Raw genomic sequence first — 23,047 nt, forward strand, 5'->3', positions numbered from 1 at the left:
TATAATGGCTTTATCAAAATCTTCAATGCGATTAAAATACCGAAAAAACAAAGAGGAGTGATTGCGTGGCAGAAAGTCAAAATATAGAATGGAAAGAGTCTTGGCGAGATGAGTATCTTAAGTGGATATGCGGTTTTGCCAATGCACAGGGTGGCAAGATTTATATTGGCACAAATGATGACGGCACGGTGATCGGCGTTCAGGACAGTAAAAAATTACTGGAAGATATTCCGAATAAAGTTCGGGATGTTCTTGGTATTATTGTAGATGTTAATTTGCTGACTGAAGATGGAAAAGACTACATTGAAATTTGCGTGAATTCGAATAGTTATCCCGTCAATTACAAGGGTGAATATCATTATCGGAGCGGTAGCACCAAGCAGCAGTTAAAGGGACAGGCATTAAATCAGTTTCTGTTACAGAAAACAGGAATTACGTGGGACAGTGTGCCGGTTCAAGGAGTAACTATACAAGATTTAAGAAATGACAGTTTCGATATTTTCCGGGAACAGGCAGTACGCAGCAAACGAATGGACAAGAAAGATATTGATGCCACGAATGAACAGCTACTGGACAGTTTGAACTTGCTTGAAAATAGTCATTTGAAAAGAGCAGCTATTTTGTTATTCCATCATAATCCGGAAAAATGGATACCGGGAGCATACATCAAGATTGGTTATTTTGAATCGGATTCAGAACTGCGTTATCAGGATGAAATTCACGGTTCACTAATTTCACAGGCAGATAAAGTGGTTGATCTCATTTTTACGAAATATTTAAAGGCAGATATTTCGTATCAAGGAGTAACAAGAGTGGAAACCTACCCTTTTCCGAAAGAAGCAATTAGGGAAGCTGTTTTTAATGCGATTGCACACAAATTTTATGGAGCATTAATTCCAATTCAAATCAGTGTGTATGCAGATCGGATTTATATTGCGAATGATTGTATTTTCCCGGAAGATTGGACAATTAATGATTTAATGGGGAAACATCGGTCAAGACCGTATAATCCTCTGATTGCCAATACATTTTTTAGAGCTGGTTTTATCGAAGCGTGGGGACGTGGAATTGAAAAAATCAAGGATAGCTGCAAAGAAGCCGGAAATCCTATGCCGGAATATACGATTAAACGTGAGGACATTATGGTTATGTTCAAGAGCTTGGTTAGTAGCACTGACCAAGATACTAACCAAGCTACTGACCGAGCTAACCAAGGTAACGATAACTCCATAGTTACACGCATCTTGAAAGTGATTCAAGAGGAACCATCGTTGTCTCAGAAAAAGATTGCAGATGTCATTGGCGAAAAGTATAGTACAGTTAAGTATTATATGGAATCTATGAAAAAATCTGGAATTATAAAAAGAGAAGGTTCCAGCCAAAAAGGAAAATGGATTATTCTATAGCTATATTTCACACAATTCAACAATTACATTACTCTGCTGATACAGCCAGTCCGTAAATTCTTTCGGGCTGGCTGTTCCTGTTTTTACAGCCTTTTTTCTCTGCAATGCTTCTTTCTTAAAGTGGGAAAAGGCAGCCTGTATTTTTTCCAGACGGTCAGCAGGAAAGCCTGCGGTATTTTTTACCCGGTTTATTTTGTTGCGCCAGTTCTGGCATTCATTTTTATAAAGCAGGTCATAGGTATTTTCTCTTGCCCTCTCGTCAAATCCCCGCTTGTTTTGAAGCGCCTGTGCTTTTCGGCACTTATCGCTGCACAACTCATACCGCTGGCTCTTTGCCAGAAAATATTTCCCGCAGACCTTGCACTGCCGGAAGCAAAGCCCCCAGTCATTCAGCCTGTTCAGATAATAGGTAACCAACGGGTAGAGGGATGCATAGGCAGACACACATTCTTCTGTGCGCCGGTTGTCCGGGAACCAGAGGTCAAGCCGGGTATCTTCTGACGGTGCGCCTTTGAAATAAAGGCTGCCCGCTTGAAAATGTTTCGGTTTTCCTGTCTCCCTGTCAAAGCTCATGGTTTCGTTATGGAATACACCGGTCAGGCGGCTCATTTTATCCATGAAGCGGTCACAGGCAGCATTACGGTCACGGGGTTCTCTGGCAAGCAGATAGCTGTTCCAGATGCGGAACGCCACATACATTTTCAAAGGGTCATTGCTAAGATATTTTCCCCAGAGAAATTCGCTTGCCGCCTGTTCCAGTTCCGGCTGTTTCCATCGGTTGGAATGGAGGGCTTGCCGCAGTGGAGAAAGCCCGTATAAGTTCCAATCTCTGTTCGTGTCACGCTCAAAGTTTATCAAAAAAGTTCCCAACGGGCGTGTCATATCACAAAGCACCTCTGTGTTCTGGCTCCCGTTCAGCCGGAAGCGGATCTGCTGTTCTTCCCCAATCAAAATCCGCTCTTTCATTTTCTTCCTGTCCAGCGTCAGGACAAACAAAATCCTCTCAAAACATGGCTCATGCCGTATAAACTGATTCTCCATCCTTATCCCCTGCCTTTGTTTATGGTAATTATATAATTCAGTTATATTCGTTACACTCATGGTATCGCAGAAGTATTGTTTTGTCAAGGGTAGTTCGCTATGATGATTGCAGTTGGTAATTTCGTGCCACACAGTACCTTGACAAGTGAATGACCGTCCAAAAGGGATATGACCGGCAGGAGAAGTGACGCATCCGGCGCACCAATGCAGGGAAACACCGCAGGAATGGGGCAGGAAAACGGCTTTTGGGGAGAACAGCAACAGGAAGCATTTTAACCTATTTGATTTATGGGAGGAACAGAATGAACGATAAAAAGAGATTGAACAGCTACGAGGATTTACCGCTGGTTCTGGATGTGGCGGACATCCAGCGGATTATGGGAATTTCAAGAGCGAGCGCCTATGAGCTGGTACACGCACCCGGCTTTCCGGCGTTCCGCAGGGGCAGGCTTATCAAGGTCAGCAAAATTGCTTTCTTTGAATGGATGGCAAAAGGCTCCGAAACCGTACCGGGAAGCGACAAATAAGCGTGAGGTATTATCCCCTGACTGCAATACTGCCGCACTTTCCAAAGGGGCATACAGAGGGAAAAAACCTTAAAAAGGATACCGAAACGCTACACCAAAACAGCCTATCTGCGTACATCAGATAGAAACGGAGAAAGGAGCCGGTTATGGCAAGAATGAGCAACAAGCGGCGGTTGGAATGGTCTTTCTTCTTAAATGACCGCAGCCGTATTGCTTACAACGAACTGTGCCGGAAATGCCAGCACGAATGTAAACAGAGCTTCCGGGCGGTTGTGGTTGACTGCCCGAAGTATCTTTCCAAGCGTTCCAAGAAAAAGGGAAAGACTGCCGGAAACGGCAAAACCCCTTAGGAACTAAGGGCGCACTTCTATACATAGTCTAAAGACCATGTATCGTGCGTCCTGCGGAGCTTACCCCTGCCGCTGATAAAATCAGCAATCCGAGGTCTGCGTTCGCTTCGCTCCGACAAGGTGGCTACACCCCCTTGCGCCGCTAAAGCGGCTATCCCCTGTGTACCCGCCGCAAAGAGAAATCCGCTCTGCGGTTTTCCCTTTTCATCGGGTTTTATAGAAGCACTGACACACAGACTGTCTGCGGATGGTCTTTCTTTATCTTACTAAGCAAAGGATGTGAGAACATGGAAAAATCTTTGGAACAGTTAAAGCAGGAATATGAAAAAACCACTGTCCTGCTGGAACGGGAAAAACGGAAAATGCAGCGTTTGAAAAACCGGCAGGCGTATCTGGAAAGCGGTTCCCGGAAACAGAGGACGCACCGGCTGATTACCCGTGGGGCAGCTATTGAGAGCATTGCACCACAGACAAAGGAGCTAACCGAAACGGAATTTTATTCCCTCATGGAAAGCATTTTGAATCTGCCGCAGGCGGAGCATTTCATCCGGTCTGCCGCAGAAAACCACGCCCGTATTTCCGGGCAGGAGAAAGGCGGTGACTAAGGATAGCACTTTATCATTTTTCAATCGCACAGATAAAGCGCAGCGCCGGTCAGAGCGCCATTGCCAGCGCAGCCTACCGAGCCGGGGAGCGCCTTTACAGCAGCTACTATGGAGAAGTCAGCGACTACACCAAAAAGGGCGGCGTGATCGCTTCGGAAATCATGCTGCCGCCCCATGCGCCGGAAATATATCTTGACCGGGCGACCCTCTGGAATGCTGTGGAGAGCTGCGAGAAACATCCAAAAGCACAGCTTGCCTATTCCTTTGATATTGCCATGCAGAATGAATTGACGCTGGAAGAAAACATGGAGCTGGCGAGGAAGTTCGTGCAGGAGCAGTTTGTGGCAAAAGGCATGATTGCTGACCTCGCTTTTCACAGCCCGGAGAAAGAGGACGGCGGTATCCCAAACCCGCATTTCCATGTGATGACAACAATGCGCCCTTTGAACCTGGATGGCACATGGGGACAAAAACAGCGGCGGGAATATTTTCTTGATGAAGATGGAAACCGAATCCGGGATAAAAACGGCGATTATATGTTTAACGCTGTCCATACAACAGACTGGCATGAGCCGGAAACGCTGGAACACTGGCGGGAGCAGTGGGCGGCTGCCGTTAATACAAAATTTGAGGAAAAAGGGCTGGATGTGCGTATCGACCACCGTTCCTATGTGCGGCAGGGACTTGACCTGATACCTACTGTCCACGAGGGAGCTAATGTCCGGCAGATGGAAGCAAAGGGCATCCGCACCGAGAAAGGGGAACTGAACCGCTGGATTAAAGCCACCAATCGGCTCATGCAGGATGTGAGGAAGAAGATCAAAGCCCTGTTTTTCTGGATGGCAGAGGTAAAAGAAGAACTTTCCAAACCGCAGACACCGAGCCTTGCCGACCTGCTGATCGCTTATTACAACCAGCGCAACGCAGGGGCATGGAGCAATAAAGCCAGAACCGGAAACTTAAAGCAGTTTGCCGAAGCCGTCAATTATCTGACAGAAAACAAGCTGCTCACATTAGAGGATTTGCAGGAGCGTCTTTCCTCTGTCAGTGAAGAATTTGAAGCATTAAGCGGCTCCATGAAAAAGAAATCTGCCCGGATAAAGGAATTGCAGGAATTGATACGGGAGGGCGAGAATTATCAGCGTCTAAAACCTGTCCATACGGAATTGAACAATATCAAGTTTAAGAAACAGAGGGAGAAATTTGAAACATCCCACGATGCGGAGTTACGGCTGTTTTATGCCGCCCGCCGTATTCTGAAAGAAAAGCTGGACGGAAAACCCATTGCCCTGAAAGCATGGAAACAGGAATATGCACAGTTAAAAACAGAGTATGCCGAACTGTCTCCGCAGCATAAGCCGCTCCGGGAGGAAGTGATACGGCTGCGGCAGGTGCAGAACGCCGTAGATACCGCACTGCGCCGGAGGGAGCAGCCACAGGAAGTACAGAGAAAGAAACATGAGATGGAGCTATGATATAACCGGCAGCTTTACCGCTGCCGGCATTTTTATGGAGGGAGCATTTGAATGTATTTGAAGCGGTGAAACAGTCTGTTACCACCCGGCAGGCTGCTTCATTCTATGGAATCCGGGTGGGGAGAAACGGCATGGTCTGCTGTCCATTCCACAATGACCGCACGCCCAGCATGAAAGTGGACAGCCGCTTTTACTGCTTCGGCTGCGGGGCTTCCGGGGATGTGATCGACTTTGCCGCTTTGCTGCATGGATTGGGGAAACGGGAAGCTGCGGTCAGGCTTGCGGAGGACTTCGGCGTTTCCTATGAGAAATCCGGCAATGCGCCGCCAGATAGGAAGCGTCACAACAGGTCACAGCCCCGACAAAAATCAGCGGAGCAGAGATTTCAGGAAACGGAACGGTATTGTTTCCGGGTGCTATGCGATTATCTGCGCCTGCTGGAGCATTGGAAAACAGCATACGCCCCACAGCCGCAGGATGCCATCTGGCATCCTCTTTTTGTGGAAGCGTTGCAGAGGATAAGCTACACAGAATACCTTTTGGATATTTTGTTATACGGAGAAATAGAAGAAAAAGCGGCATTGATCGCCGCACAGGGAAAGGAGGTGCTGCGGCTTGAACAGCGAATTTCAGAGCTTGCCGCCGGAAACGCAGGAAGCGGTCAAAAGGACGATGGACACAATGGAACCGGCGCAGACACCGGCAGAAATCCGGGAGACGTTAGAGGGGACGCAGAAAGGCGGCGTGAAGAACAGCATCCGAAACTGCCTGACGGTGTTCCAGCGTGACCCGCTGTTTCGTGGGGCGCTGCGCCTGAACCTTTTGACGGAGCAGATTGACATTGTGAAGCCGTTGGGCTGGGAGCGCACCAGTACCACGCTGACCGACATGGACATGAACTACCTGCTTTTGTATCTGGAAGAAAATTACGGGCTTACCAGCGAGAAAAAGGTGCAGAGCGCTATCAAGATTGTTGCCAATGAAAACCGCTACCATCCGGTCAGGGATTACCTGAACAGCCTGCAATGGGACGGCACAGAGCGCATCCGTTACGCCCTGCATCACTTTCTGGGAGCCGATACGGACGAATACACCTATGAAGCCTTGAAACTGTTCCTGATGGGAGCCATCCGGCGAGTGTTCAGACCGGGGAGCAAGTTTGAGGTCATGCTCTGTCTGGTTGGTGGTCAGGGAGCCGGGAAATCTACCTTTTTCCGGCTGCTGGCAGGCAGGGACGAATGGTTTTCAGACGATTTGAAGAAGCTGGACGATGAAAATGTGTACCGCAAGCTGCAAGGGCATTGGATTATCGAGATGTCGGAGATGATTGCCACAGCCAACGCCAAGAGCATTGAGGAAATCAAGTCATTCTTAAGCCGCCAGAAAGAAACCTACAAAGTGCCGTATGAGACACATCCGGCAGACCGGCTGCGGCAATGTGTATTTGGAGGGACGACCAACCGGCAGGACTTTTTGCCCCGTGATCGCACCGGCAACCGGCGCTTTCTCCCCGTGACGGTGTACCCGGAACGGGCGGAGGTTCACATACTGGACGATGAAGCGGCGGCGAGGGCGTATATCGAACAGATGTGGGCGGAAGCCATGACGATTTATCGCAGTGGGAAGTATAAGCTGTCATTCAGCATAGAAATGAACCGATACCTGAACGCCCACCAGCAGGACTTTATGCAGGAAGACACACAGGCTGGCATGATCTACGCCTATTTGGAGGACTACACCGGCGACAGGGTATGTTCCAAGCAGCTTTATGAGGAAGCGCTGGGGAACTTAAATTCCCCGGCAGACTGGGAGACACGGGCAATCTGCGAGATTATGAATACCGGCATTGCGGGCGGCATCATACAGGGCTGGGCAGCCTACAAAAGCCCGAAGCGGTATAAGAAATACGGTTCTCAAAAAGGCTGGGAGCGTGTCAACCAAGCTCCGCCGGAGGGGGACGGTTTTCGAGAAATCACGGAAGAAGAAGCCCGGCAAATGGAACTGCCATTCTGAAAAGCCACCGGTTGACAGTTTGGTTGACAGCCGGTTGACGGGGAAAAGCCTGATATTTGGGGCATTTCTCTCCTTTGTCAACCATGTCAACCAAGAAATCAAAGAAAAAGTAAAAAGTAATCATAGAGCGCCTATGGATTGTTTTCAAAGTCTTTTCTGCCAGTTGACACGGTTTGGTTGACACGGAGACAGTCTGCGGCTGTACACCTGCCTGACATTCCCTTGTCGGGCATATTTCATTTATGGAGGTAACTGCCTATGGCAAAAAGCAAAAACGAGAGCAATAACAAAAACAGCGGCACCCTGCTTACCGAAAAAGACGGCACCCAGTATTTTGTCATGGGGAAAGTCCGTATCAAGGTATCGGAGCATTTCGCACAGGATGGGAAGCCGCTTGACAGCCTACTGGAAGATGTGATCCAGCACGCTGCCGCCGCTTCCTGAAAAAATACGGAATAACGACTGTCAATCAGCCCACGCTTATGATATACTTGTACCAGCGAGTATTGTATAAGCGTGGGTTGTTTCTTTTAGAAGGAGGATTTTTAACCGTGAAACAACCATACAATACAACGATTTATAACACTGCACTATATTTGAGATTGAGCCGTGACGATGAATTACAGGGGGAAAGCGGCAGTATCCAGACCCAGCGCATGATGCTTAGACAGTATGCCGCAGAACATGGGCTGACTGTTGTAGACGAGTACATTGACGACGGATGGAGCGGGACAAATTTCGAGCGTCCAAGTTTCCAAAGGATGATTGATGACATCGAGGACGGGAAAATCAACTGCGTTGTCACAAAGGACTTATCCCGTCTGGGAAGAAACTATATCCTAACCGGTCAGTACACGGAAATCTATTTCCCCAGCAAGGGAGTACGCTACATTGCCATCAATGACAATGTGGACACCATCAACGGAGAAAGCGAGCTTGCCCCATTCTTAAACATCCTGAATGAAATGCACGCCCGACAGACCAGCAAAAAGGTCAAGGCTGCCATGCGCACAAGATTTGCCAATGGCGCACACTATGGAGCCTATGCACCGCTGGGCTATGTAAAAGACCCGGACAAAAAAGGTCATCTTCTGATCGACCCGGAAACACGCTGGATTGTAGAGAAGATTTTTGACCTTGCAGTACACGGGAGGGGTGCCGCCAGCATTACACGGATTCTGGTGGAGGAAAAAGTACCTACCCCCGGCTGGCTGAACTATGAAAGATACGGGACTTTCGCCAATATCTACGCCGGTGCGCCCGCAGAAAAAGCCTATGCGTGGACGATAGCACAGGTCAAGAGCATTTTGAAAGAGGAAACCTACATCGGTCACAGCGTTCACAACAAGCAGAGCAACATTTCATTCAAGAACAAGAAAAAGGTGCGGAAGCCGCAGGAAGAATGGTATCGTGTGGAAAATACCCACGAAGCCATCATTTCCGAAGAAGTGTTCCAAAAAGTTCAGGAGCTGATTGCAAGCAGACGCAGGAAACGCAGAAACGGTACGACACAGATTTTCGCAGGATTGATAAAATGTGCAGACTGCGGATGGTCTTTAGCCTATGGGGAAAACAAGCAGAACAAGAACCCATACGGGTACTACCATTGCAGCAAGAACGGACAGGGATTACGCCAGTGTTCCATGCACTATATCCGCTATGATGTACTGTATGCCTATGTACTTGCAAGACTGCAATACTGGTCTATGCTGGCACAGAAAGACGAGGACAAACTGCTGAAACGGCTGCTCAATGCCAGCGACAGAGAAAGAAACTCTGCGAAGAAAAAGCAGGCTGCGGAGCTGAAAAAGGCAGAGAAGCGTAAAGCCGAGGTTGACGGGCTGTTTGCTAAAATGTATGAGGACTGGTCTGCCGGACGCATAACCGAGTATAACTTCAATATGCTGTCCGAGAAGTACCAGAACGAGCAAAAGGAGCTTGAAACAAAAATAAGACAGCTTCACGAAACGATGGAAGCCGCCGTACAGACCGCAGCGGATGCTGAAAAGTGGATTGCCCTGATGAAACAGTATGTCAACCCTGTGGAGCTGACCGCCGAACTTCTGAACACTCTAATTGAAAAAATAACCGTCCACGAAGCTGTCAAGGGCGAGGACGGAAGCCGTGAGCAGGAAGTAGAAATCTACTACCGCTTCATCGGCAAAATCGACTGACCTTTCTTTTTTACCCAACAATATCTTTAATTAAGGGAAACGGGTATGACATACCCGGACATTACGCTGCTGCCGCAGCTTGCGGCATATTTTAATATCAGTATTGATGAACTTATGGGATATGAACCTCAGATGGATAAAATGGAAATCCGGAAATGCTATTATCTGCTTGCAGAAGAATTTTCCTCTCTTTCCTTTGAGGAGGCACTGGAACATTGCCATGAAAAGATAAAAAAATATTATTCCTGCTATCCGCTTTTGTTTCATATGGGTATTTTGCTGGTAAATCATTTTATGCTGGCAGGAAGTCCGGAAAAATCGGAGCAGATACTGGAAGAGGCAAGAGAGCTTTTCAGCCGTGTAAAAACAGAAGCAGAGGATCCGAATCTTGGAAAAGAGGCGCTTCAGATGGAAGCGTACTGCCTGCTGATCCTGAAACGGCCGGAAGAGATACTGGAGCTGTTAGGCGAGGATGCGATAATAACAAATCCGGCAGAACCGGTGCTGGCTTCTGCCTATCAGCTTCTGGGAAATGCTTCGGAAGCGGAACGGATTTTGCAGATCGGCATATACAAAGAGGTTGTTGCCCTGTGTAATGTATTATCCTCATATATGAATCTCTGCACAGGAGGAGCTGAGGAGTTTGAGGAGATCTGCAGCCGGTTTCTTGCAGTTGCACAAGCCTTTCAGCTGGAGAAACTTCATCCGGGAATCATGCTTCCCGGTTATCTTATGATTGCGCAGGGATGGGCAGTGCGGAAGGAATGGAAAAAGAGCAGTAAACAGGATCAGTTTTTCTCTGAAGCAGGGAGAGGTATTTGGATTTCTCGGGCCAAACGGGGCAGGAAAAACAACGACTGTAAAGCTTCTTACAGGGATGCTGGCTCCTTCTGAGGGAGAAATCAGGATACTGGGACTGAATCCGGCAGAAGCCCCGAAAAAGGTACACGCTGTTTCCGGGGTAGTAACGGAGCATGCGCAGATGTACAACAATATGACCGGAAAGCAGAATCTTATTTTTTATGGTTCTGTGTTCGGAATGGCAAAAGCAGAGGCAGATAAAAGAGCGGCTTTCCTGCTGAAACAACTGGAACTGGATGAAGCGGGAGATCAGAAGCTGTCTACCTATTCGACAGGTATGCGTCAGAGACTTTCCCTTGCCAGAGCTTTGATCCACAGACCACAGATCCTTTTTCTTGACGAACCTACTTCCGGACTTGATCCGGAAAGCGCTCAGAATGTGAATCAGCTGATCAGGAAGCTGGCAGAGGATGATTATATAACGATTTTTCTCTGCACACACCAGCTTCGATATGCTCAGGAGATCTGTACAAGATATGGACTGATGGCTCAGGGAAGGCTGCTTGCCACCGGCACTCTGGATGAATTGCGAAATAAGGTGGCTTCCGGTATAAGTCTTGAGATCTGTGGGGATCACATGCCGGAGGAACTGGGATTTTTAAGAACAGGAGAGTGGCAGTATGAGAGCAGAATCCGGTCCGACAAAGAGATTCCTGACCTTGTCCGTAAAATCGTAACAGGCGGCGGAGATATTTACTCGGTCAATGTAAAAAAACCGTCCCTAGAGGATATTTATTTTTCCCTTACTGCCAGAGAGGAGGCACTGCTATGAAACAAAAAATGGCTGCTATTATCAGAAAAGACTTAAGAAATATCACGACCAATAAAAATCTGTTTCTTTCCCTTTTGATCGTTCCCCTGGTTTTTACCATTATTTTTCCGTCCATTCTCGTATGCGCCATCCATTTTATGCCGGATGACCCGGACATTCAGAAGATGCTGGAGCTTCTGCCGATGTCCCTTCGCTCCGGAAATATGGAGCTGGACCTGATGGGAATGATTCTGAATTATATTCTTCCTGTGTTTTTTCTGATCATACCTGTAATGGCGGCGTCCATTATGTCAGCCAGCGCATTTGTAGGAGAAAAGGAAAAACATACTCTGGAGACTCTGCTTTACTGTCCTTTATCTGTGAAACAGATCTTCTGTGCAAAGGTAATGGCATCCTTTTTTCTGAGTATGCTGATATCTTTTATTTCTTTTCTGGCAATGCTTCTGGTACTTGAAGCAGAGACACTGTTTCTGATGGGAAGTTTTCTGCTTCCCGGAATCAGCTGGTTTGTGATTTTGTTTTTGATCTCGCCTTCTGTTTCCCTGATCGCAATTACTTTGATCGTGCGGGGTTCTGCAAAGGCTCAGAGTGTGGAAGAGTCCCAGCAGGGCGCTGTTTTTCTGGTGATCCCGCTGCTTCTGCTGGCTGTGGGACAGTTTATGGGAGTGCTTCTTGTAAACACATGGATTTTGTTGGGATTGGGAGCACTATGCGCTTTGGCGGCAGGACTTCTTCTGAAAAGATCAATGGGACGGTTCAGCTATGAAATGCTGCTGAAATAATGAAACAGAAAATTTGAAAAAAGGAATAAATGACAAACATGGAATGAAACAGACAGAATGCGGTACAGGCATAAAAAGAAGTATCAGAATCCAATCCCGGGATATGGGTGGATCATTCCGGGTATGTGGCAGAGGCCTGCAAAAATATTGCGTAGCTCTGCCATAGTCTGTCTGTTGAAGCGGCTTATATGCTTCTGTGAATTTTGTTGTCTGTTACAGTTGTCTGTCAGTATTTACATAAAAATGGACAAAAAAAGTATGATATTTTTGTGTAAAATATGGAAACTGAAGATTGTCCTCCAAAATATACAAGATATGCCTTGACGGAAAGCTGGTTATACTATATATTCTAAACATGAAATATGAGTTGCACAGAAATAACTGTGTGGATTTAAAAACAGGAGGATGATTCATGAGACAGGAATGGGCTTCATTTAACGGAGGCGTTTGGCAAAAAGAAATCAACGTGCGTGATTTCATTCAGAAAAACTATACACCTTATGAGGGAGATGAATCCTTTCTGGCAGGACCTACAAAGGCCACAAACGATTTATGGGCACAGGTTATGGAGCTGACAGAGGAAGAGCATAAAAAAGGCGGTGTCCTGGATATGGATACTCATATTATCTCCACCATTACATCCCATGGACCGGGATATCTCAATAAAGAAAAAGAAACAATTGTAGGATTTCAGACAGATAAGCCTTTTAAGCGGGCGCTTCAGCCAAACGGCGGTATCCGTATGGCGATCAAAGCCTGCGAGGACAACGGCTATCATGTGGATCCGGAAATTGTAGATTTTTATACAAAATACAGAAAAACACACAACGACGGCGTATTCGACGTATATTCACCGGAAATGCGAGCCTGCCGTTCCAGCCATATTATTACAGGGCTTCCGGATGCCTATGGACGCGGCCGTATCATCGGTGATTACAGACGAGTGGCTCTCTACGGAGTGGATCGTCTGATCGAGGACAAAGAGGATCAGAAGGCAGGAACACGAAGTAATATGTACGAGGACGTGATCCGGGGCCGAGAGGAGCTTTCTGAACAGATCAAGGCATTAAAGGAGCTGAAAAAGCTGGGAGAGATCTACGGCTTTGATATTTCAAGACCGGCTCAGAACGTGCAGGAAGCCATTCAGTGGCTGTACTTCGGATACCTGGCAGCCATTAAGGAGCAGAACGGCGCGGCAATGTCTCTTGGACGTACTTCCACTTTCCTTGACATTTATGCAGAGCGTGACCTTGCAAACGGCACCTTTACAGAGGAGCAGATCCAGGAATTTATCGATCACTTTATTATGAAGCTCCGTCTTGTAAAATTTGCAAGAACTCCGGAGTACAACGCGCTGTTTTCCGGAGATCCTACCTGGGTCACAGAATCCATTGCAGGTATGGGAATTGACGGAAGAAGCATGGTAACAAAAATGTCCTACCGTTACCTCCACACACTTTCCAACCTGGGACCGGCGCCGGAACCGAACCTTACTGTTCTGTGGTCTACAAGACTTCCTCAGAACTTCAAGCGTTTCTGCGCAAAGACTTCCATTGCATCCTCATCCATTCAGTATGAGAATGATGACCTGATGAGAGTGACTCACGGAGACGACTATGCTATTGCCTGCTGCGTATCTTCCATGCGTGTGGGAAAAGAAATGCAGTTCTTCGGAGCCCGCGCAAATCTTGCAAAATGCCTTCTCTATGCTATTAACGGCGGTGTGGATGAGATCACAAAGAAGCAGGTGGGACCGAAATACCGTCCCATCACCTCTGAATATCTTGATTATGACGAGGTAATGGAGCGTTATGACGATATGAGCCGCTGGCTGTCTCACGTATATGTGAATACTCTGAATATCATTCACTACATGCATGACAAATACTGCTACGAGCGCCTTCAGATGGCTCTTCATGACAAAAATGTAACACGCTGGTTTGCAACCGGTATTGCAGGTCTTTCCGTAATCGCAGACTCACTTTCTGCCATTAAGTACGCAAAGGTAAAAACCATCCGTGACGAAAACGGCATTGTTGTGGACTTTGAGGTAGAGGGAGATTATCCGAAATACGGAAACGATGATGACCGCGTGGATGAGATCGCATACAAGATCGTAAAAGATTTTATGCATTATGTGGGAACAACCCAGACTTATCGCGGAGGTATTCCGACAACCTCTATCCTTACTATTACTTCCAACGTAGTATATGGTAAGAATACAGGAGCAACACCGGACGGACGTAAGGCCGGAGAGCCTTTTGCCCCGGGGGCAAACCCCATGCACGGAAGAGACAGCCGCGGCGCAGTAGCGTCCTTAAGCTCTGTTGCAAAGCTTCCGTTTAAAGAGGCGCAGGACGGAATTTCCAATACCTTCTCCATTATTCCGGGAGCTCTGGGAAAAGAGGATAGGGTAATGCTGGATTCCATCAGCCTTGACGATTTAAGCTTTTCACTGGAACCAGACTGCGCATGCTGCGAGCCAAATCTTTCCGTAGACGAAGCAGAATAATTTTAGGTTTACTTTGTTCACAGTAGCCTGGTCAAAATACATCCAAATTACTTCGGTGATGATATTTTGTCCTGTATATCCCGGGATTTTGGAATATATTTGCCAAAACGGCCCGTGGGACAGTGATCTGTGAACAGCAACTGATTTTACAGAATTTATTCATATAACAGGAGGAAATAATTATGAACATCAGCGACGCACAGATTGACAACCTGGTAAACTTACTTGACGGTTATGCAGAAAAAGGCGGCCATCATCTGAACGTAAATGTTTTTACAAGAGAAACCCTTCTGGATGCACAGGCACATCCGGAAAAATATCCGCAGCTGACTGTCCGTGTATCCGGCTATGCGGTAAACTTCAATAAGCTGACAAAAGAGCAGCAGGACGAGGTTATTTCCAGAACCTTCCATGAAGGAATGTAAGCATATGGCAAAGGAATATAACCATAAGGGATATATTCATTCTACAGAGAGCTTCGGGACCGTTGACGGTCCCGGAGTTCGTTTTGTAGTGTTTTTCCAGGGCTGTCCCATGCGATGCCTGTACTGCCATAATCCGGATACCTGGAAAACGGGCGAAGGAAAGGAAATGACTGCAGAGGAAATCCTGGAAGCCTATAAGAAGAATGAAGTTTTTTATAAAAACGGAGGAATCACAGCCACCGGCGGGGAACCGCTTATGCAGCTTGATTTTCTGACAGAACTTTTTCAGAAGGCAAAAAAACAGGGCATCCATACCTGTCTGGACACCTCAGGGATCATGTACCGCAAAGAGCGGCAGGAAAAGTTTGTACAGCTCTTTAAGGTTCTTGACCTGGTGCTTTTGGATTTTAAGCACAGCAATGAAACAGGTCATAAAAACCTTACAGGTCTTGGACAGAAGCATGTGCTGGAATTTGCCCGCGCTCTGGAAGAAAAAAAGATTCCCATGATCGCCCGCCATGTAGTGGTTCCGGGGATCACAGACGATAAAACGCACTTACAGAATCTGGGAAAGCTGCTTGCCGGTTTTCGCAATCTGAAAGGCCTGGAGGTTCTTCCCTATCACACCATGGGCAAAGTAAAGTACGATAAGCTGGGCTTATCCTATCCTCTGGAGCAGGTGGAAAATATGGACGGGGAAAAAGCGAAAGAGGCGAGGAATGTAATACTGAGAGCTTTTCAAAAGGAAAGGCAGAATTTAATTCTTGACAAACCTGCAGGGAATCGTTAGAATTATTAAAGATAAAGACGAAGAAGAGGAGTAGTAGGAAAATGTTTCCTTTTTCAGAGACCTGCCGGATGGTGCAAGGCAGGAGAGGATATTTCTGAACTCGCCCTGGAGTTGCCGAAGTGAACTGAAAGTAGCTTTGGACGGGAAATCCCGTTACAGATTTAATGAGTGCATCGGATGATATCCGGTGAATTAGAGTGGTACCACGGAATTCAGCCTTTCGTCTCTAACTATGGAGATGAAAGGCTTTTTTATTTATCACAAAAGTAGTACAGGCTGTACGGACTTTTCTGATAAACAAAAATGCTCCGCCAGGATGCGATTCCATTTATACAAGGAGGAAAAAACAATGTCAGTACCTTACAATCATAAGGTGATCGAAAAAAAATGGCAGAAAGTCTGGGATGACAATAAAGCTTTTGCCGCAACAGATGATTACAGCAAACCGAAATATTATGCTCTGGTAGAGTTTCCTTATCCGTCAGGACAGGGACTTCACGTAGGTCATCCGAGACCTTATACAGCTCTTGATATTGTGGCGCGAAAAAGAAGAATGCAGGGCTACAATGTTCTCTATCCAATGGGCTGGGATGCTTTTGGTCTTCCTACAGAGAACTATGCCATCAAGAATAAGATCCATCCGAAGATCGTAACTGCAAATAACGTAAAGAGATTCAAAGAACAGCTTCATTCTCTGGGATATTCCTTTGACTGGGACAGAGAAGTAAACACCACAGATCCGGAATACTACAAATGGACACAGTGGATCTTCCTGAAACTGTTTAAGGCAGGACTTGCTTATAAAAGTGAAATGCCTATTAACTGGTGTACTTCTTGTAAGGTAGGTCTTGCAAACGAGGAGGTTGTCAACGGTGTCTGCGAACGCTGCGGTTCTCCGGTTGTCCGCAAGGTAAAAAGCCAGTGGATGCTGAAGATCACAGATTATGCAGAAAAGCTTCTGGAAGGCCTTAACGATGTAGATTACATTGAACGTGTAAAGGTTTCTCAGAAAAACTGGATCGGCAAGAGCCAGGGCGCAGAGGTTGATTTTGCCATTGCAGGCAAAGAAGACAAGCTTACGGTATACACCACCAGACCGGACACTCTTTTCGGTGCAACCTATATGGTAGTTTCTCCGGAGCATCCTGCGCTGGAAAAATACAAAGACGAGATCAAAAACATGGATGCCATCCGTGAATATCAGGAGCAGGCAGCCAGAAAATCTGATTTTGAGCGTTCTGAGCTTGCAAAAGACAAGACAGGTGTTCAGATCGACGGCATCTGTGCAGTCAATCCGGTAAACGGAAAAGAAATTCCCATCTGGGTTTCCGACTATGTACTGATGAGCTATGGAACAGGCGCTATTATGGCAGTACCGGCTCATGATACCCGTGACTGGGAATTTGCAAAAAAATTCAATCTTCCGATCATTGAAGTAGTAGCCGGCGGCGAAAACGTACAGGAGGAAGCTTTTACAGACGTTGCCACAGGCAAAATGGTAAACTCCGGATTCCTGGACGGACTGGAAGTAGCCGAAGCAAAGAAAAAGATCATTGACTGGCTGGAAGAGAAAAAGCTTGGAACCGGAAAGACAAATTATAAGCTGAGAGACTGGGTATTCTCCCGTCAGCGTTACTGGGGCGAGCCGATCCCGATCGTTCACTGTGACAAATGCGGCTATGTGGCTCTTCCTGAAAGCGAGCTTCCTCTGGAGCTTCCGGACGTAGAAAGCTATATGCCTACTGATAATGGAGAATCACCTCTGGCAGCTATGACAGACTGGGTAAACACTACCTGTCCGTGCTGCGGCGGTCCTGCAAAACGTGAGACAGATACCATGCCTCAGTGGGCAGGCTCCTCCTGGTATTTCCTCCGCTATACAGATCCTAAGAATACAGAAGCTCTTGCAAGCCCTGAGGCCCTGAATTACTGGCTTCCGGTTGACTGGTACAACGGCGGAATGGAGCATACAACCCTTCATCTTCTGTATTCCAGATTCTGGCATAAGTTCCTGTATGACAACAAGGTTGTTCCGTGTCCGGAGCCGTATCAGAAACGTACCTCCCATGGCATGATCCTTGGCGAAAACGGTGAGAAGATGTCCAAATCCCGCGGAAACGTGGTAAATCCGGATGAGATCGTAAACGATTACGGCGCAGATACCCTCCGTACTTATGAGATGTTTATCGGAGCCTTTGACTTAAGCGCATCCTGGTCTGAGAACGGTGTAAAAGGCTGCCGCCGTTTCCTGGAACGTGTATGGAAGCTTCAGGATATTCTGGTAGATGGTGATGATTTCAGCAGTGATATGGAAACAAAAATGCACCAGACCATCAAAAAAGTAAGCAATGACTTTGAAAATCTGAAATACAATACAGCTATTGCAGCTCTTATGGCTCTCCTGAATGATTTTGCCAAAAAAGGCAGCATCACAAAGGGCGAGTACAGAACCTTCCTGCTTCTGCTCAATCCGGTTGCTCCTCACATTACAGAGGAAATCTGGAATACCTGCGGTTATGAAGGCTATGTATACCAGCAGACATGGCCGGAGTATGACGAGGCAAAAACTGTTGAGAATACCATTGAGATCGCAGTACAGATCAATGGCAAGACAAGAGGCGTAGTTGCCCTCCCTGTTGATGCAGACAAGGAAACTGCTCTTGCAAAGGCAAAAGAAGTAGTGGCAGATAAACTGACCGGAACGATCATTAAAGAGATTTACGTTCCCAAGAAGATCATCAATATTGTGCAGAAATAAATCATGTAAATAAAATAAGAGACAGGACTCTGTATGCTTGCATATCGGAGGTCTGTCTCTTAATATTTTTTTATACTTATTTCATTGTTTTACCCGAAACAGTATGCTATCATAAAATCAGCACTTGTATGGAGCCGCTTACTTAAGATAAACATTCATAAAATTCCACACACATTATGAATGAAGAAAAATCTTAAAAGGTGGTGACAAATTAGGTAAAAAAGACGCGATTACTAAGGATTACATGAATGATCCCTGTATCTTTGCTGATGCATTTAATTTTTTTATGTATGATGGCAGACAGGTGATCCTTCCGGAACAACTGCATTCTCTGGATGCCGCAGAGATTGCTATTCCCTATATGGCAGATGGGAAAGGATATCCGATACAGAAATTCAGGGATAATCTCAAATACCTGGCAGCTATGCAGGACGAGCATACCGCCTACCTTCTTCTGGGAACAGAGAATCAGTCGGAAATCCATTATGCCATACCCGTGAAGACCATGGTATATGATTCTCTTCAATATGCATCTCAGGTAGATGCTGTAGGAAGAAGATTTCGACGACATTTAAAGGCAGGAGAAGGACACGGTTACAAAATAAGTCCAGGAGAGTTCCTTTCGGGTTTCAGGAGGGAGGATAAATTGCTCCCGGTGATCACACTGGTGATTTATTTTGGCCCGGAAAAATGGGATGCGCCCATAGGGCTGCATGATATGATAGAAATTACCGATCCAAAGCTTTTATTATTTATTCCGGATTACAGAATCAACCTGATATCTCCGTACAGTATCCCCGATGCTAAATTAGACCAGCTTCATACCAGCCTCCGAGAAGTGCTTTTATTTATTAAACATTCAAAAGATAAAAACCGGCTTCGTGATATGGTGACTGCAGATCCGCACTTCCTGTCTGTAGATCAGAAGGCCGGTCAGGTAATAAAGCTGTTAACTGGAAGTGATTTTGAAATCAGGGAAGAGGAGGGAGCAATCAATATGTGTAAAGCTCTTGATGATCTCAAAGAAGAGGGGCGTCAGGAAGGACTGACTGGTGCAATCTTTTCATTGCTGTCGGAACTGGGAACAATACCGGAAGCAATTCGTGTTCAGATCCAGGAGGAGAAGAGTATGGAGGTTTTGAACCTGTACTTAAAGAAAGCTGCTGCAGCAAAGACGTTGGAGGATTTTTGTACAGCTATAAAATAATATTTTCTTTATTTTGCCAAAGAAATGCAGATAAGAAAAAAATATATAATTAAGTTATTTTGTTACCAGTAGTGTAAATAATTGTAAAGTATGATATTATGAAAAAATAAACAGATATGGATTACTCCGTATTTCCTATAAATTACAAAAAATTGTAGAAAAAGAGGAACCATCTAATGAAATTGAAGAATGTTTTAATTGTTGTTAAGGATATTGAAAAATCAAGACAGTTTTATAAGGATTTGTTTGGTCTTGATCTGGTACTTGATAATGGCGGCAATATGATTTTAACAGAAGGACTTGTGCTTCAGGATGAGAAAATCTGGAAAAAGTTTTTGGAGAAAGATGTTATTCCACAAAATAATTCCTGCGAACTGTATTTTGAGGAGCCGGATATAGAGTCTTTTGTGAAAAAACTGGAATATTTTTATCCTTCAATTCAATATGTCAATAAACTTATGACGCATAGTTGGGGACAAAAAGCAGTTCGTTTTTATGATTTCGATGGTAATTTAATTGAGGTAGGAACACCGATGTAAAGTTGCAAATTATTATTTGCCGGATTAAGTTAATCATGCCATATGGTTTGATTATAAATGCAAAGATAAAAACGCAATGCACACTTAAAAATGTGCTAGAGCTGGTAGGTAGCCCAGCCGTCCTATGTAAGTAGGGTAAGTAACCTGCCCCTCCGGGTTGTCCGTTCTTTGTTCAACAATTATTTTAGGAGGGATTTTCATGGACAAAGTAAGTGGAAAACTGACGGTATATTTTGAAGCTCCATTCTGGGTAGGTGTGTTTGAACGTGTCAGGGATGGAAAACTATCTGTAGCCAAAGTGACTTTTGGTACAGAACCAAAAGATTATGAAGTACAGGAATATATTCAAAAATGCTATTCCGGTTTGAAATTCAGTCCGGCTGTTGATACTGGTGTAAAGGATATAAAAAGAAATCCCAAAAGGATGCAGCGTGAAGCGAAAAGGCAAATGCAGGAAACAGGCATTGGCACAAAATCACAGCAGGCATTGAAATTACAGCAGGAACAGAACAAACAAGAGCATAAGGTCAGAAGAAGAGAAAAAAAAGAAGCGGAAGAACTGCGAATGTTCAAACTGAAACAACAAAAGAAAAGAGAAAAGCATAAGGGGCATTAGCCCCTTGATTTTGCAGAAGTTAGGGTGTTAAGTGAAATTGGAACTTGGAGTGAAATTATGGACTGTATAATACGAGAAATGAGAAGCGAAGAATACTGCTTATTAAGTGATTTTTTGTATGAAGCGATTTATATTCCAGACGGAATTGAACCGCCGCCTAAATCAGTAATAGAATGTCCGGAGTTACAAGAATATATCATCGAGTTTGGAAATCGAAAACACGACAAAGCCTTAGTTGCTGAAATTCAGGGAAAAGTAGCAGGAGTTATTTGGGTAAGGATTATGAATGATTATGGACACATTGATGATGATACTCCATCACTTGCCATGTCTGTCTGTCAGAAATATAGAGGATTGGGTATTGGAACTTTATTATTGAAGAAACTATTACAGGCAGAAAAATTGGCTGGATATTCAAAAATATCTTTATCTGTTCAGAAAAGTAATTATGCAGTGAAGATGTACGAGAAAGTGGGATTTACTGTTGTTGATGAAAATAGTGAAGAATATATTATGACTGTAAATCTGTAACAGAAAACCACAGTTCGCAGAACTGAAAAAAATAGAATCTGAGAGGTGAATATGAAAAAATATACTTATGTTACTTTAAGACAAAAACCCGAACTAAAGGAAGCTGCAGCTGCGTGGTTTCATGATAAATGGAAAGTGCCGCAGGAGGCTTATCTTGCATGTATGGAAGCTTATCTTAATCATGAAACAGAATATGGATGGTATCTTTGCTTAGACGACGGGCGCATTGCGGGAGGACTTGGAGTGATCGAAAATGATTTTCATAACAGGAAAGACCTTGCTCCAAATGTATGTGCATTATACACGGAACAAGAGTATCGTTGTCAGGGAATTGCAGGACAACTACTTGATAAGGTTGTAAAGGATATGAAGCTAAAAGGAATTACTCCTATCTATTTGTTTACAGATCATACAAGTTTTTACGAAAGATATGGATGGGAGTTTTTGTGTATGGTTCAGGGGGATAATGAGCCTGATATGACGAGAATGTATATCCACAGATGAATTATTTACTATAAATGAGCAAATATCGAATTTTGCACAATAGAATCCGTAACACACAGACATAAAGGGAATATTAAGCTTTATATGTGCATCTTATAAAGACAAATTCGTGATGATTTTGTGTACTTTTTCAAATTTGCTCATTCATAGTTATTTATATGATTGATAAGGAGAGATCTGAATATGAGGAAATTCTGGGACTTTTTTAAAAATGAATCCTGTAGCGCAGGAGGTAATGACGGAACCTATATATGGAGATAAGAGTATTACGATATTTTTTGACAGCAGCAAAAGAACAAAATTTTACAAAAGCGGCAGAACAGTTACACATTACACAGCCAACCCTGTCCAGACAGCTTGCTGCATTTGAGGAGGAACTGGGCATCTCTCTGTTTGTCCGCAAAGGGAAAAGCATTACGCTTACAGATGAAGGGATATTGTTAAAGAGAAGGGCATTGGAAATCCTTAATCTGGAAGAACGAACGCTGGAAGAACTAAAGGGAACGGAGAAAGCGATAGAGGGAACAGTTACTTTTGGGTGCGGAGAGTTTACGGCTGTGGAAATGCTGGCAAAGATTTGTAAGAGGTATAAACAAAAATATCCCCTTGTCCGGATTGCGCTTCATACTGCAACTGCCGATATAGTATATGAGATGATGAATAAAGGTCTTGTGGATGTTGCATTGTTTATGGAACCAGTAGATACAGAAGGGCTTGATTATATCAGAATAAAAGACAGTGATCATTGGGTAGTAGGAATACGCCCGGATGATCCTCTTGCCGAGAAAAAATATATAGAGAAGAAAGATCTTCTGGATAAGCCTTTGATTCTGCCGGAAAGGATGGGGGTTCAGAGTGAACTTGCAAACTGGTTTGGAAAGGATTTTTCTAAACTTGATATTTCGTTTATCAGTAATCTTGGGACAAATGCAGGTGTGATGGCGGCTAATGGACTTGGATATCCAATATCTATCGAAGGTGCTGTTAAATATTGGCGTGAAGATATTCTTGTACAAAGAAAGCTGTATCCGGAAATTACTGCAAATTGTGTAATTGCCTGGAGAAGAAATATTCCTTATTCACAGGCAGTAAATAAGATGATAGAAGAAATCAATGCCTTTCAGGCATAAAACAGAATACAATATAAGTATTGGACATA

The 23,047-nt window shown here is 45.0% G+C and carries 23 protein-coding genes and 1 other annotated feature; of the genes, 22 read left to right on the top strand and 1 reads right to left on the bottom strand.

Annotation, left to right across the window (positions count from 1 at the left end; all coding sequences use genetic code 11):
• Positions 1-65 precede the first annotated feature (65 nt).
• On the top strand, positions 66-1,406 hold the full coding sequence (locus NSA57_RS13930) for an ATP-binding protein (protein ID WP_257465145.1): 1,341 nt from the start codon (positions 66-68) through the stop codon (positions 1,404-1,406).
• Here NSA57_RS13930 and NSA57_RS13935 read toward each other — a convergent pair whose 3' ends face one another.
• A complete protein-coding gene (locus NSA57_RS13935; RefSeq protein ID WP_257465146.1) occupies positions 1,407-2,447 on the bottom strand; it encodes a DUF6076 domain-containing protein in 1,041 nt (346 codons plus the stop codon).
• A gap of 302 nt (positions 2,448-2,749) precedes the next feature.
• Between NSA57_RS13935 and NSA57_RS13940 the strand changes: the two genes are divergently transcribed.
• The 21 genes from NSA57_RS13940 (at position 2,750) to NSA57_RS14040 (ending at position 23,018) form a co-directional block, all read left to right on the top strand.
• On the top strand, positions 2,750-2,974 hold the full coding sequence (locus NSA57_RS13940) for a helix-turn-helix domain-containing protein (protein ID WP_257465147.1): 225 nt from the start codon (positions 2,750-2,752) through the stop codon (positions 2,972-2,974).
• Between the two features lie 146 nt (positions 2,975-3,120).
• Entirely contained in the window at positions 3,121-3,324 is a 204-nt protein-coding gene (locus tag NSA57_RS13945; RefSeq protein WP_257465148.1) for a hypothetical protein, read from the top strand.
• A 287-nt stretch (positions 3,325-3,611) separates the two neighbouring features.
• On the top strand, positions 3,612-3,929 hold the full coding sequence (locus NSA57_RS13950; RefSeq protein WP_180954760.1) for a DUF3847 domain-containing protein: 318 nt from the start codon (positions 3,612-3,614) through the stop codon (positions 3,927-3,929).
• 2 nt (positions 3,930-3,931) lie between these two features.
• Positions 3,932-5,404, top strand: coding sequence for a MobQ family relaxase (gene mobQ, locus NSA57_RS13955; RefSeq protein ID WP_257465168.1), 1,473 nt, complete (start codon positions 3,932-3,934; stop codon positions 5,402-5,404).
• Positions 5,405-5,451: 47 nt separating this feature from the next.
• Positions 5,452-6,192: a CHC2 zinc finger domain-containing protein gene (locus tag NSA57_RS13960; RefSeq protein WP_257465149.1), complete on the top strand. Its 741-nt coding sequence runs from the start codon at positions 5,452-5,454 to the stop codon at positions 6,190-6,192.
• A complete protein-coding gene (locus NSA57_RS13965; protein WP_257465169.1) occupies positions 6,077-7,417 on the top strand; it encodes a virulence-associated E family protein in 1,341 nt (446 codons plus the stop codon). The genes NSA57_RS13960 and NSA57_RS13965 overlap by 116 nt, the downstream gene beginning before the upstream one ends.
• A 258-nt stretch (positions 7,418-7,675) precedes the next feature.
• The gene (locus NSA57_RS13970) at positions 7,676-7,861 is read left to right on the top strand and encodes a hypothetical protein (RefSeq protein WP_004849804.1); all 186 of its coding nucleotides are present in this window, start codon (positions 7,676-7,678) and stop codon (positions 7,859-7,861) included.
• 107 nt (positions 7,862-7,968) lie between these two features.
• A complete protein-coding gene (locus NSA57_RS13975) occupies positions 7,969-9,591 on the top strand; it encodes a recombinase family protein (RefSeq protein ID WP_118047484.1) in 1,623 nt (540 codons plus the stop codon).
• Between the two features lie 45 nt (positions 9,592-9,636).
• Positions 9,637-10,485 carry a tetratricopeptide repeat protein gene (locus NSA57_RS19660; RefSeq protein ID WP_257465150.1) on the top strand — a complete coding sequence of 283 codons (849 nt, stop codon included), beginning with the start codon at positions 9,637-9,639 and terminating at the stop codon, positions 10,483-10,485.
• The gene (locus NSA57_RS13985; RefSeq protein ID WP_435521500.1) at positions 10,391-11,224 is read left to right on the top strand and encodes an ABC transporter ATP-binding protein; all 834 of its coding nucleotides are present in this window, start codon (positions 10,391-10,393) and stop codon (positions 11,222-11,224) included. The genes NSA57_RS19660 and NSA57_RS13985 overlap by 95 nt, the downstream gene beginning before the upstream one ends.
• Entirely contained in the window at positions 11,221-12,006 is a 786-nt protein-coding gene (locus tag NSA57_RS13990) for an ABC transporter permease subunit (protein WP_257465151.1), read from the top strand. Before NSA57_RS13985 ends, NSA57_RS13990 begins: the two co-directional genes overlap by 4 nt.
• 412 nt (positions 12,007-12,418) lie before the next feature.
• On the top strand, positions 12,419-14,518 hold the full coding sequence (pflB, locus tag NSA57_RS13995; RefSeq protein WP_257465152.1) for a formate C-acetyltransferase: 2,100 nt from the start codon (positions 12,419-12,421) through the stop codon (positions 14,516-14,518).
• 182 nt (positions 14,519-14,700) lie between these two features.
• Positions 14,701-14,943, top strand: a complete 243-nt coding sequence (grcA3, locus tag NSA57_RS14000; protein ID WP_022066536.1) for an autonomous glycyl radical cofactor GrcA3 — start codon at positions 14,701-14,703, stop codon at positions 14,941-14,943.
• A 4-nt stretch (positions 14,944-14,947) separates the two neighbouring features.
• Entirely contained in the window at positions 14,948-15,733 is a 786-nt protein-coding gene (gene pflA, locus NSA57_RS14005; protein ID WP_257465153.1) for a pyruvate formate-lyase-activating protein, read from the top strand.
• A gap of 11 nt (positions 15,734-15,744) precedes the next feature.
• Positions 15,745-15,964: a binding site (T-box leader), on the top strand.
• 118 nt (positions 15,965-16,082) lie between these two features.
• Entirely contained in the window at positions 16,083-18,491 is a 2,409-nt protein-coding gene (gene leuS, locus NSA57_RS14010; RefSeq protein WP_022066538.1) for a leucine--tRNA ligase, read from the top strand.
• A 244-nt stretch (positions 18,492-18,735) separates the two neighbouring features.
• On the top strand, positions 18,736-19,698 hold the full coding sequence (locus NSA57_RS14015; RefSeq protein ID WP_257465154.1) for an Rpn family recombination-promoting nuclease/putative transposase: 963 nt from the start codon (positions 18,736-18,738) through the stop codon (positions 19,696-19,698).
• A 176-nt stretch (positions 19,699-19,874) separates the two neighbouring features.
• Positions 19,875-20,237, top strand: a complete 363-nt coding sequence (locus tag NSA57_RS14020; RefSeq protein ID WP_147599275.1) for a VOC family protein — start codon at positions 19,875-19,877, stop codon at positions 20,235-20,237.
• Between the two features lie 199 nt (positions 20,238-20,436).
• The gene (locus NSA57_RS14025) at positions 20,437-20,853 is read left to right on the top strand and encodes a YjdF family protein (protein ID WP_147599277.1); all 417 of its coding nucleotides are present in this window, start codon (positions 20,437-20,439) and stop codon (positions 20,851-20,853) included.
• A gap of 57 nt (positions 20,854-20,910) precedes the next feature.
• On the top strand, positions 20,911-21,384 hold the full coding sequence (locus tag NSA57_RS14030) for a GNAT family N-acetyltransferase (RefSeq protein WP_257465171.1): 474 nt from the start codon (positions 20,911-20,913) through the stop codon (positions 21,382-21,384).
• A 51-nt stretch (positions 21,385-21,435) separates the two neighbouring features.
• Complete coding sequence (locus NSA57_RS14035) at positions 21,436-21,888, top strand: GNAT family N-acetyltransferase (RefSeq protein WP_257465155.1); 453 nt, start codon at positions 21,436-21,438, stop codon at positions 21,886-21,888.
• Between the two features lie 251 nt (positions 21,889-22,139).
• Positions 22,140-23,018: a LysR family transcriptional regulator gene (locus NSA57_RS14040; protein WP_257465156.1), complete on the top strand. Its 879-nt coding sequence runs from the start codon at positions 22,140-22,142 to the stop codon at positions 23,016-23,018.
• Positions 23,019-23,047 lie beyond the last annotated feature (29 nt).

This window comes from Blautia caecimuris, from assembly GCF_024622975.1.
Taxonomy (GTDB): domain Bacteria; phylum Bacillota; class Clostridia; order Lachnospirales; family Lachnospiraceae; genus Blautia_A; species Blautia_A caecimuris.

What these genes read in the sequence shown, in the direction of transcription:
- leuS (WP_022066538.1), top strand. Translation starts at nt 16,083, where the DNA reads ATGTCAGTACCTTACAATCATAAGGTGATCGAAAAAAAATGGCAGAAA.
- NSA57_RS14025 (WP_147599277.1), top strand. Translation starts at nt 20,437, where the DNA reads ATGGACAAAGTAAGTGGAAAACTGACGGTATATTTTGAAGCTCCATTC.
- NSA57_RS13990 (WP_257465151.1), top strand. Translation starts at nt 11,221, where the DNA reads ATGAAACAAAAAATGGCTGCTATTATCAGAAAAGACTTAAGAAATATC.
- NSA57_RS14020 (WP_147599275.1), top strand. Translation starts at nt 19,875, where the DNA reads ATGAAATTGAAGAATGTTTTAATTGTTGTTAAGGATATTGAAAAATCA.
- NSA57_RS13935 (WP_257465146.1), bottom strand. Translation starts at nt 2,447, where the DNA reads ATGGAGAATCAGTTTATACGGCATGAGCCATGTTTTGAGAGGATTTTG.
- pflA (WP_257465153.1), top strand. Translation starts at nt 14,948, where the DNA reads ATGGCAAAGGAATATAACCATAAGGGATATATTCATTCTACAGAGAGC.
- NSA57_RS13970 (WP_004849804.1), top strand. Translation starts at nt 7,676, where the DNA reads ATGGCAAAAAGCAAAAACGAGAGCAATAACAAAAACAGCGGCACCCTG.
- NSA57_RS13965 (WP_257465169.1), top strand. Translation starts at nt 6,077, where the DNA reads ATGGACACAATGGAACCGGCGCAGACACCGGCAGAAATCCGGGAGACG.
- NSA57_RS13940 (WP_257465147.1), top strand. Translation starts at nt 2,750, where the DNA reads ATGAACGATAAAAAGAGATTGAACAGCTACGAGGATTTACCGCTGGTT.
- NSA57_RS14030 (WP_257465171.1), top strand. Translation starts at nt 20,911, where the DNA reads ATGGACTGTATAATACGAGAAATGAGAAGCGAAGAATACTGCTTATTA.
- grcA3 (WP_022066536.1), top strand. Translation starts at nt 14,701, where the DNA reads ATGAACATCAGCGACGCACAGATTGACAACCTGGTAAACTTACTTGAC.
- NSA57_RS14015 (WP_257465154.1), top strand. Translation starts at nt 18,736, where the DNA reads ATGAATGATCCCTGTATCTTTGCTGATGCATTTAATTTTTTTATGTAT.
- NSA57_RS19660 (WP_257465150.1), top strand. Translation starts at nt 9,637, where the DNA reads ATGACATACCCGGACATTACGCTGCTGCCGCAGCTTGCGGCATATTTT.
- NSA57_RS14035 (WP_257465155.1), top strand. Translation starts at nt 21,436, where the DNA reads ATGAAAAAATATACTTATGTTACTTTAAGACAAAAACCCGAACTAAAG.
- NSA57_RS14040 (WP_257465156.1), top strand. Translation starts at nt 22,140, where the DNA reads ATGGAGATAAGAGTATTACGATATTTTTTGACAGCAGCAAAAGAACAA.
- pflB (WP_257465152.1), top strand. Translation starts at nt 12,419, where the DNA reads ATGAGACAGGAATGGGCTTCATTTAACGGAGGCGTTTGGCAAAAAGAA.
- NSA57_RS13950 (WP_180954760.1), top strand. Translation starts at nt 3,612, where the DNA reads ATGGAAAAATCTTTGGAACAGTTAAAGCAGGAATATGAAAAAACCACT.
- NSA57_RS13945 (WP_257465148.1), top strand. Translation starts at nt 3,121, where the DNA reads ATGGCAAGAATGAGCAACAAGCGGCGGTTGGAATGGTCTTTCTTCTTA.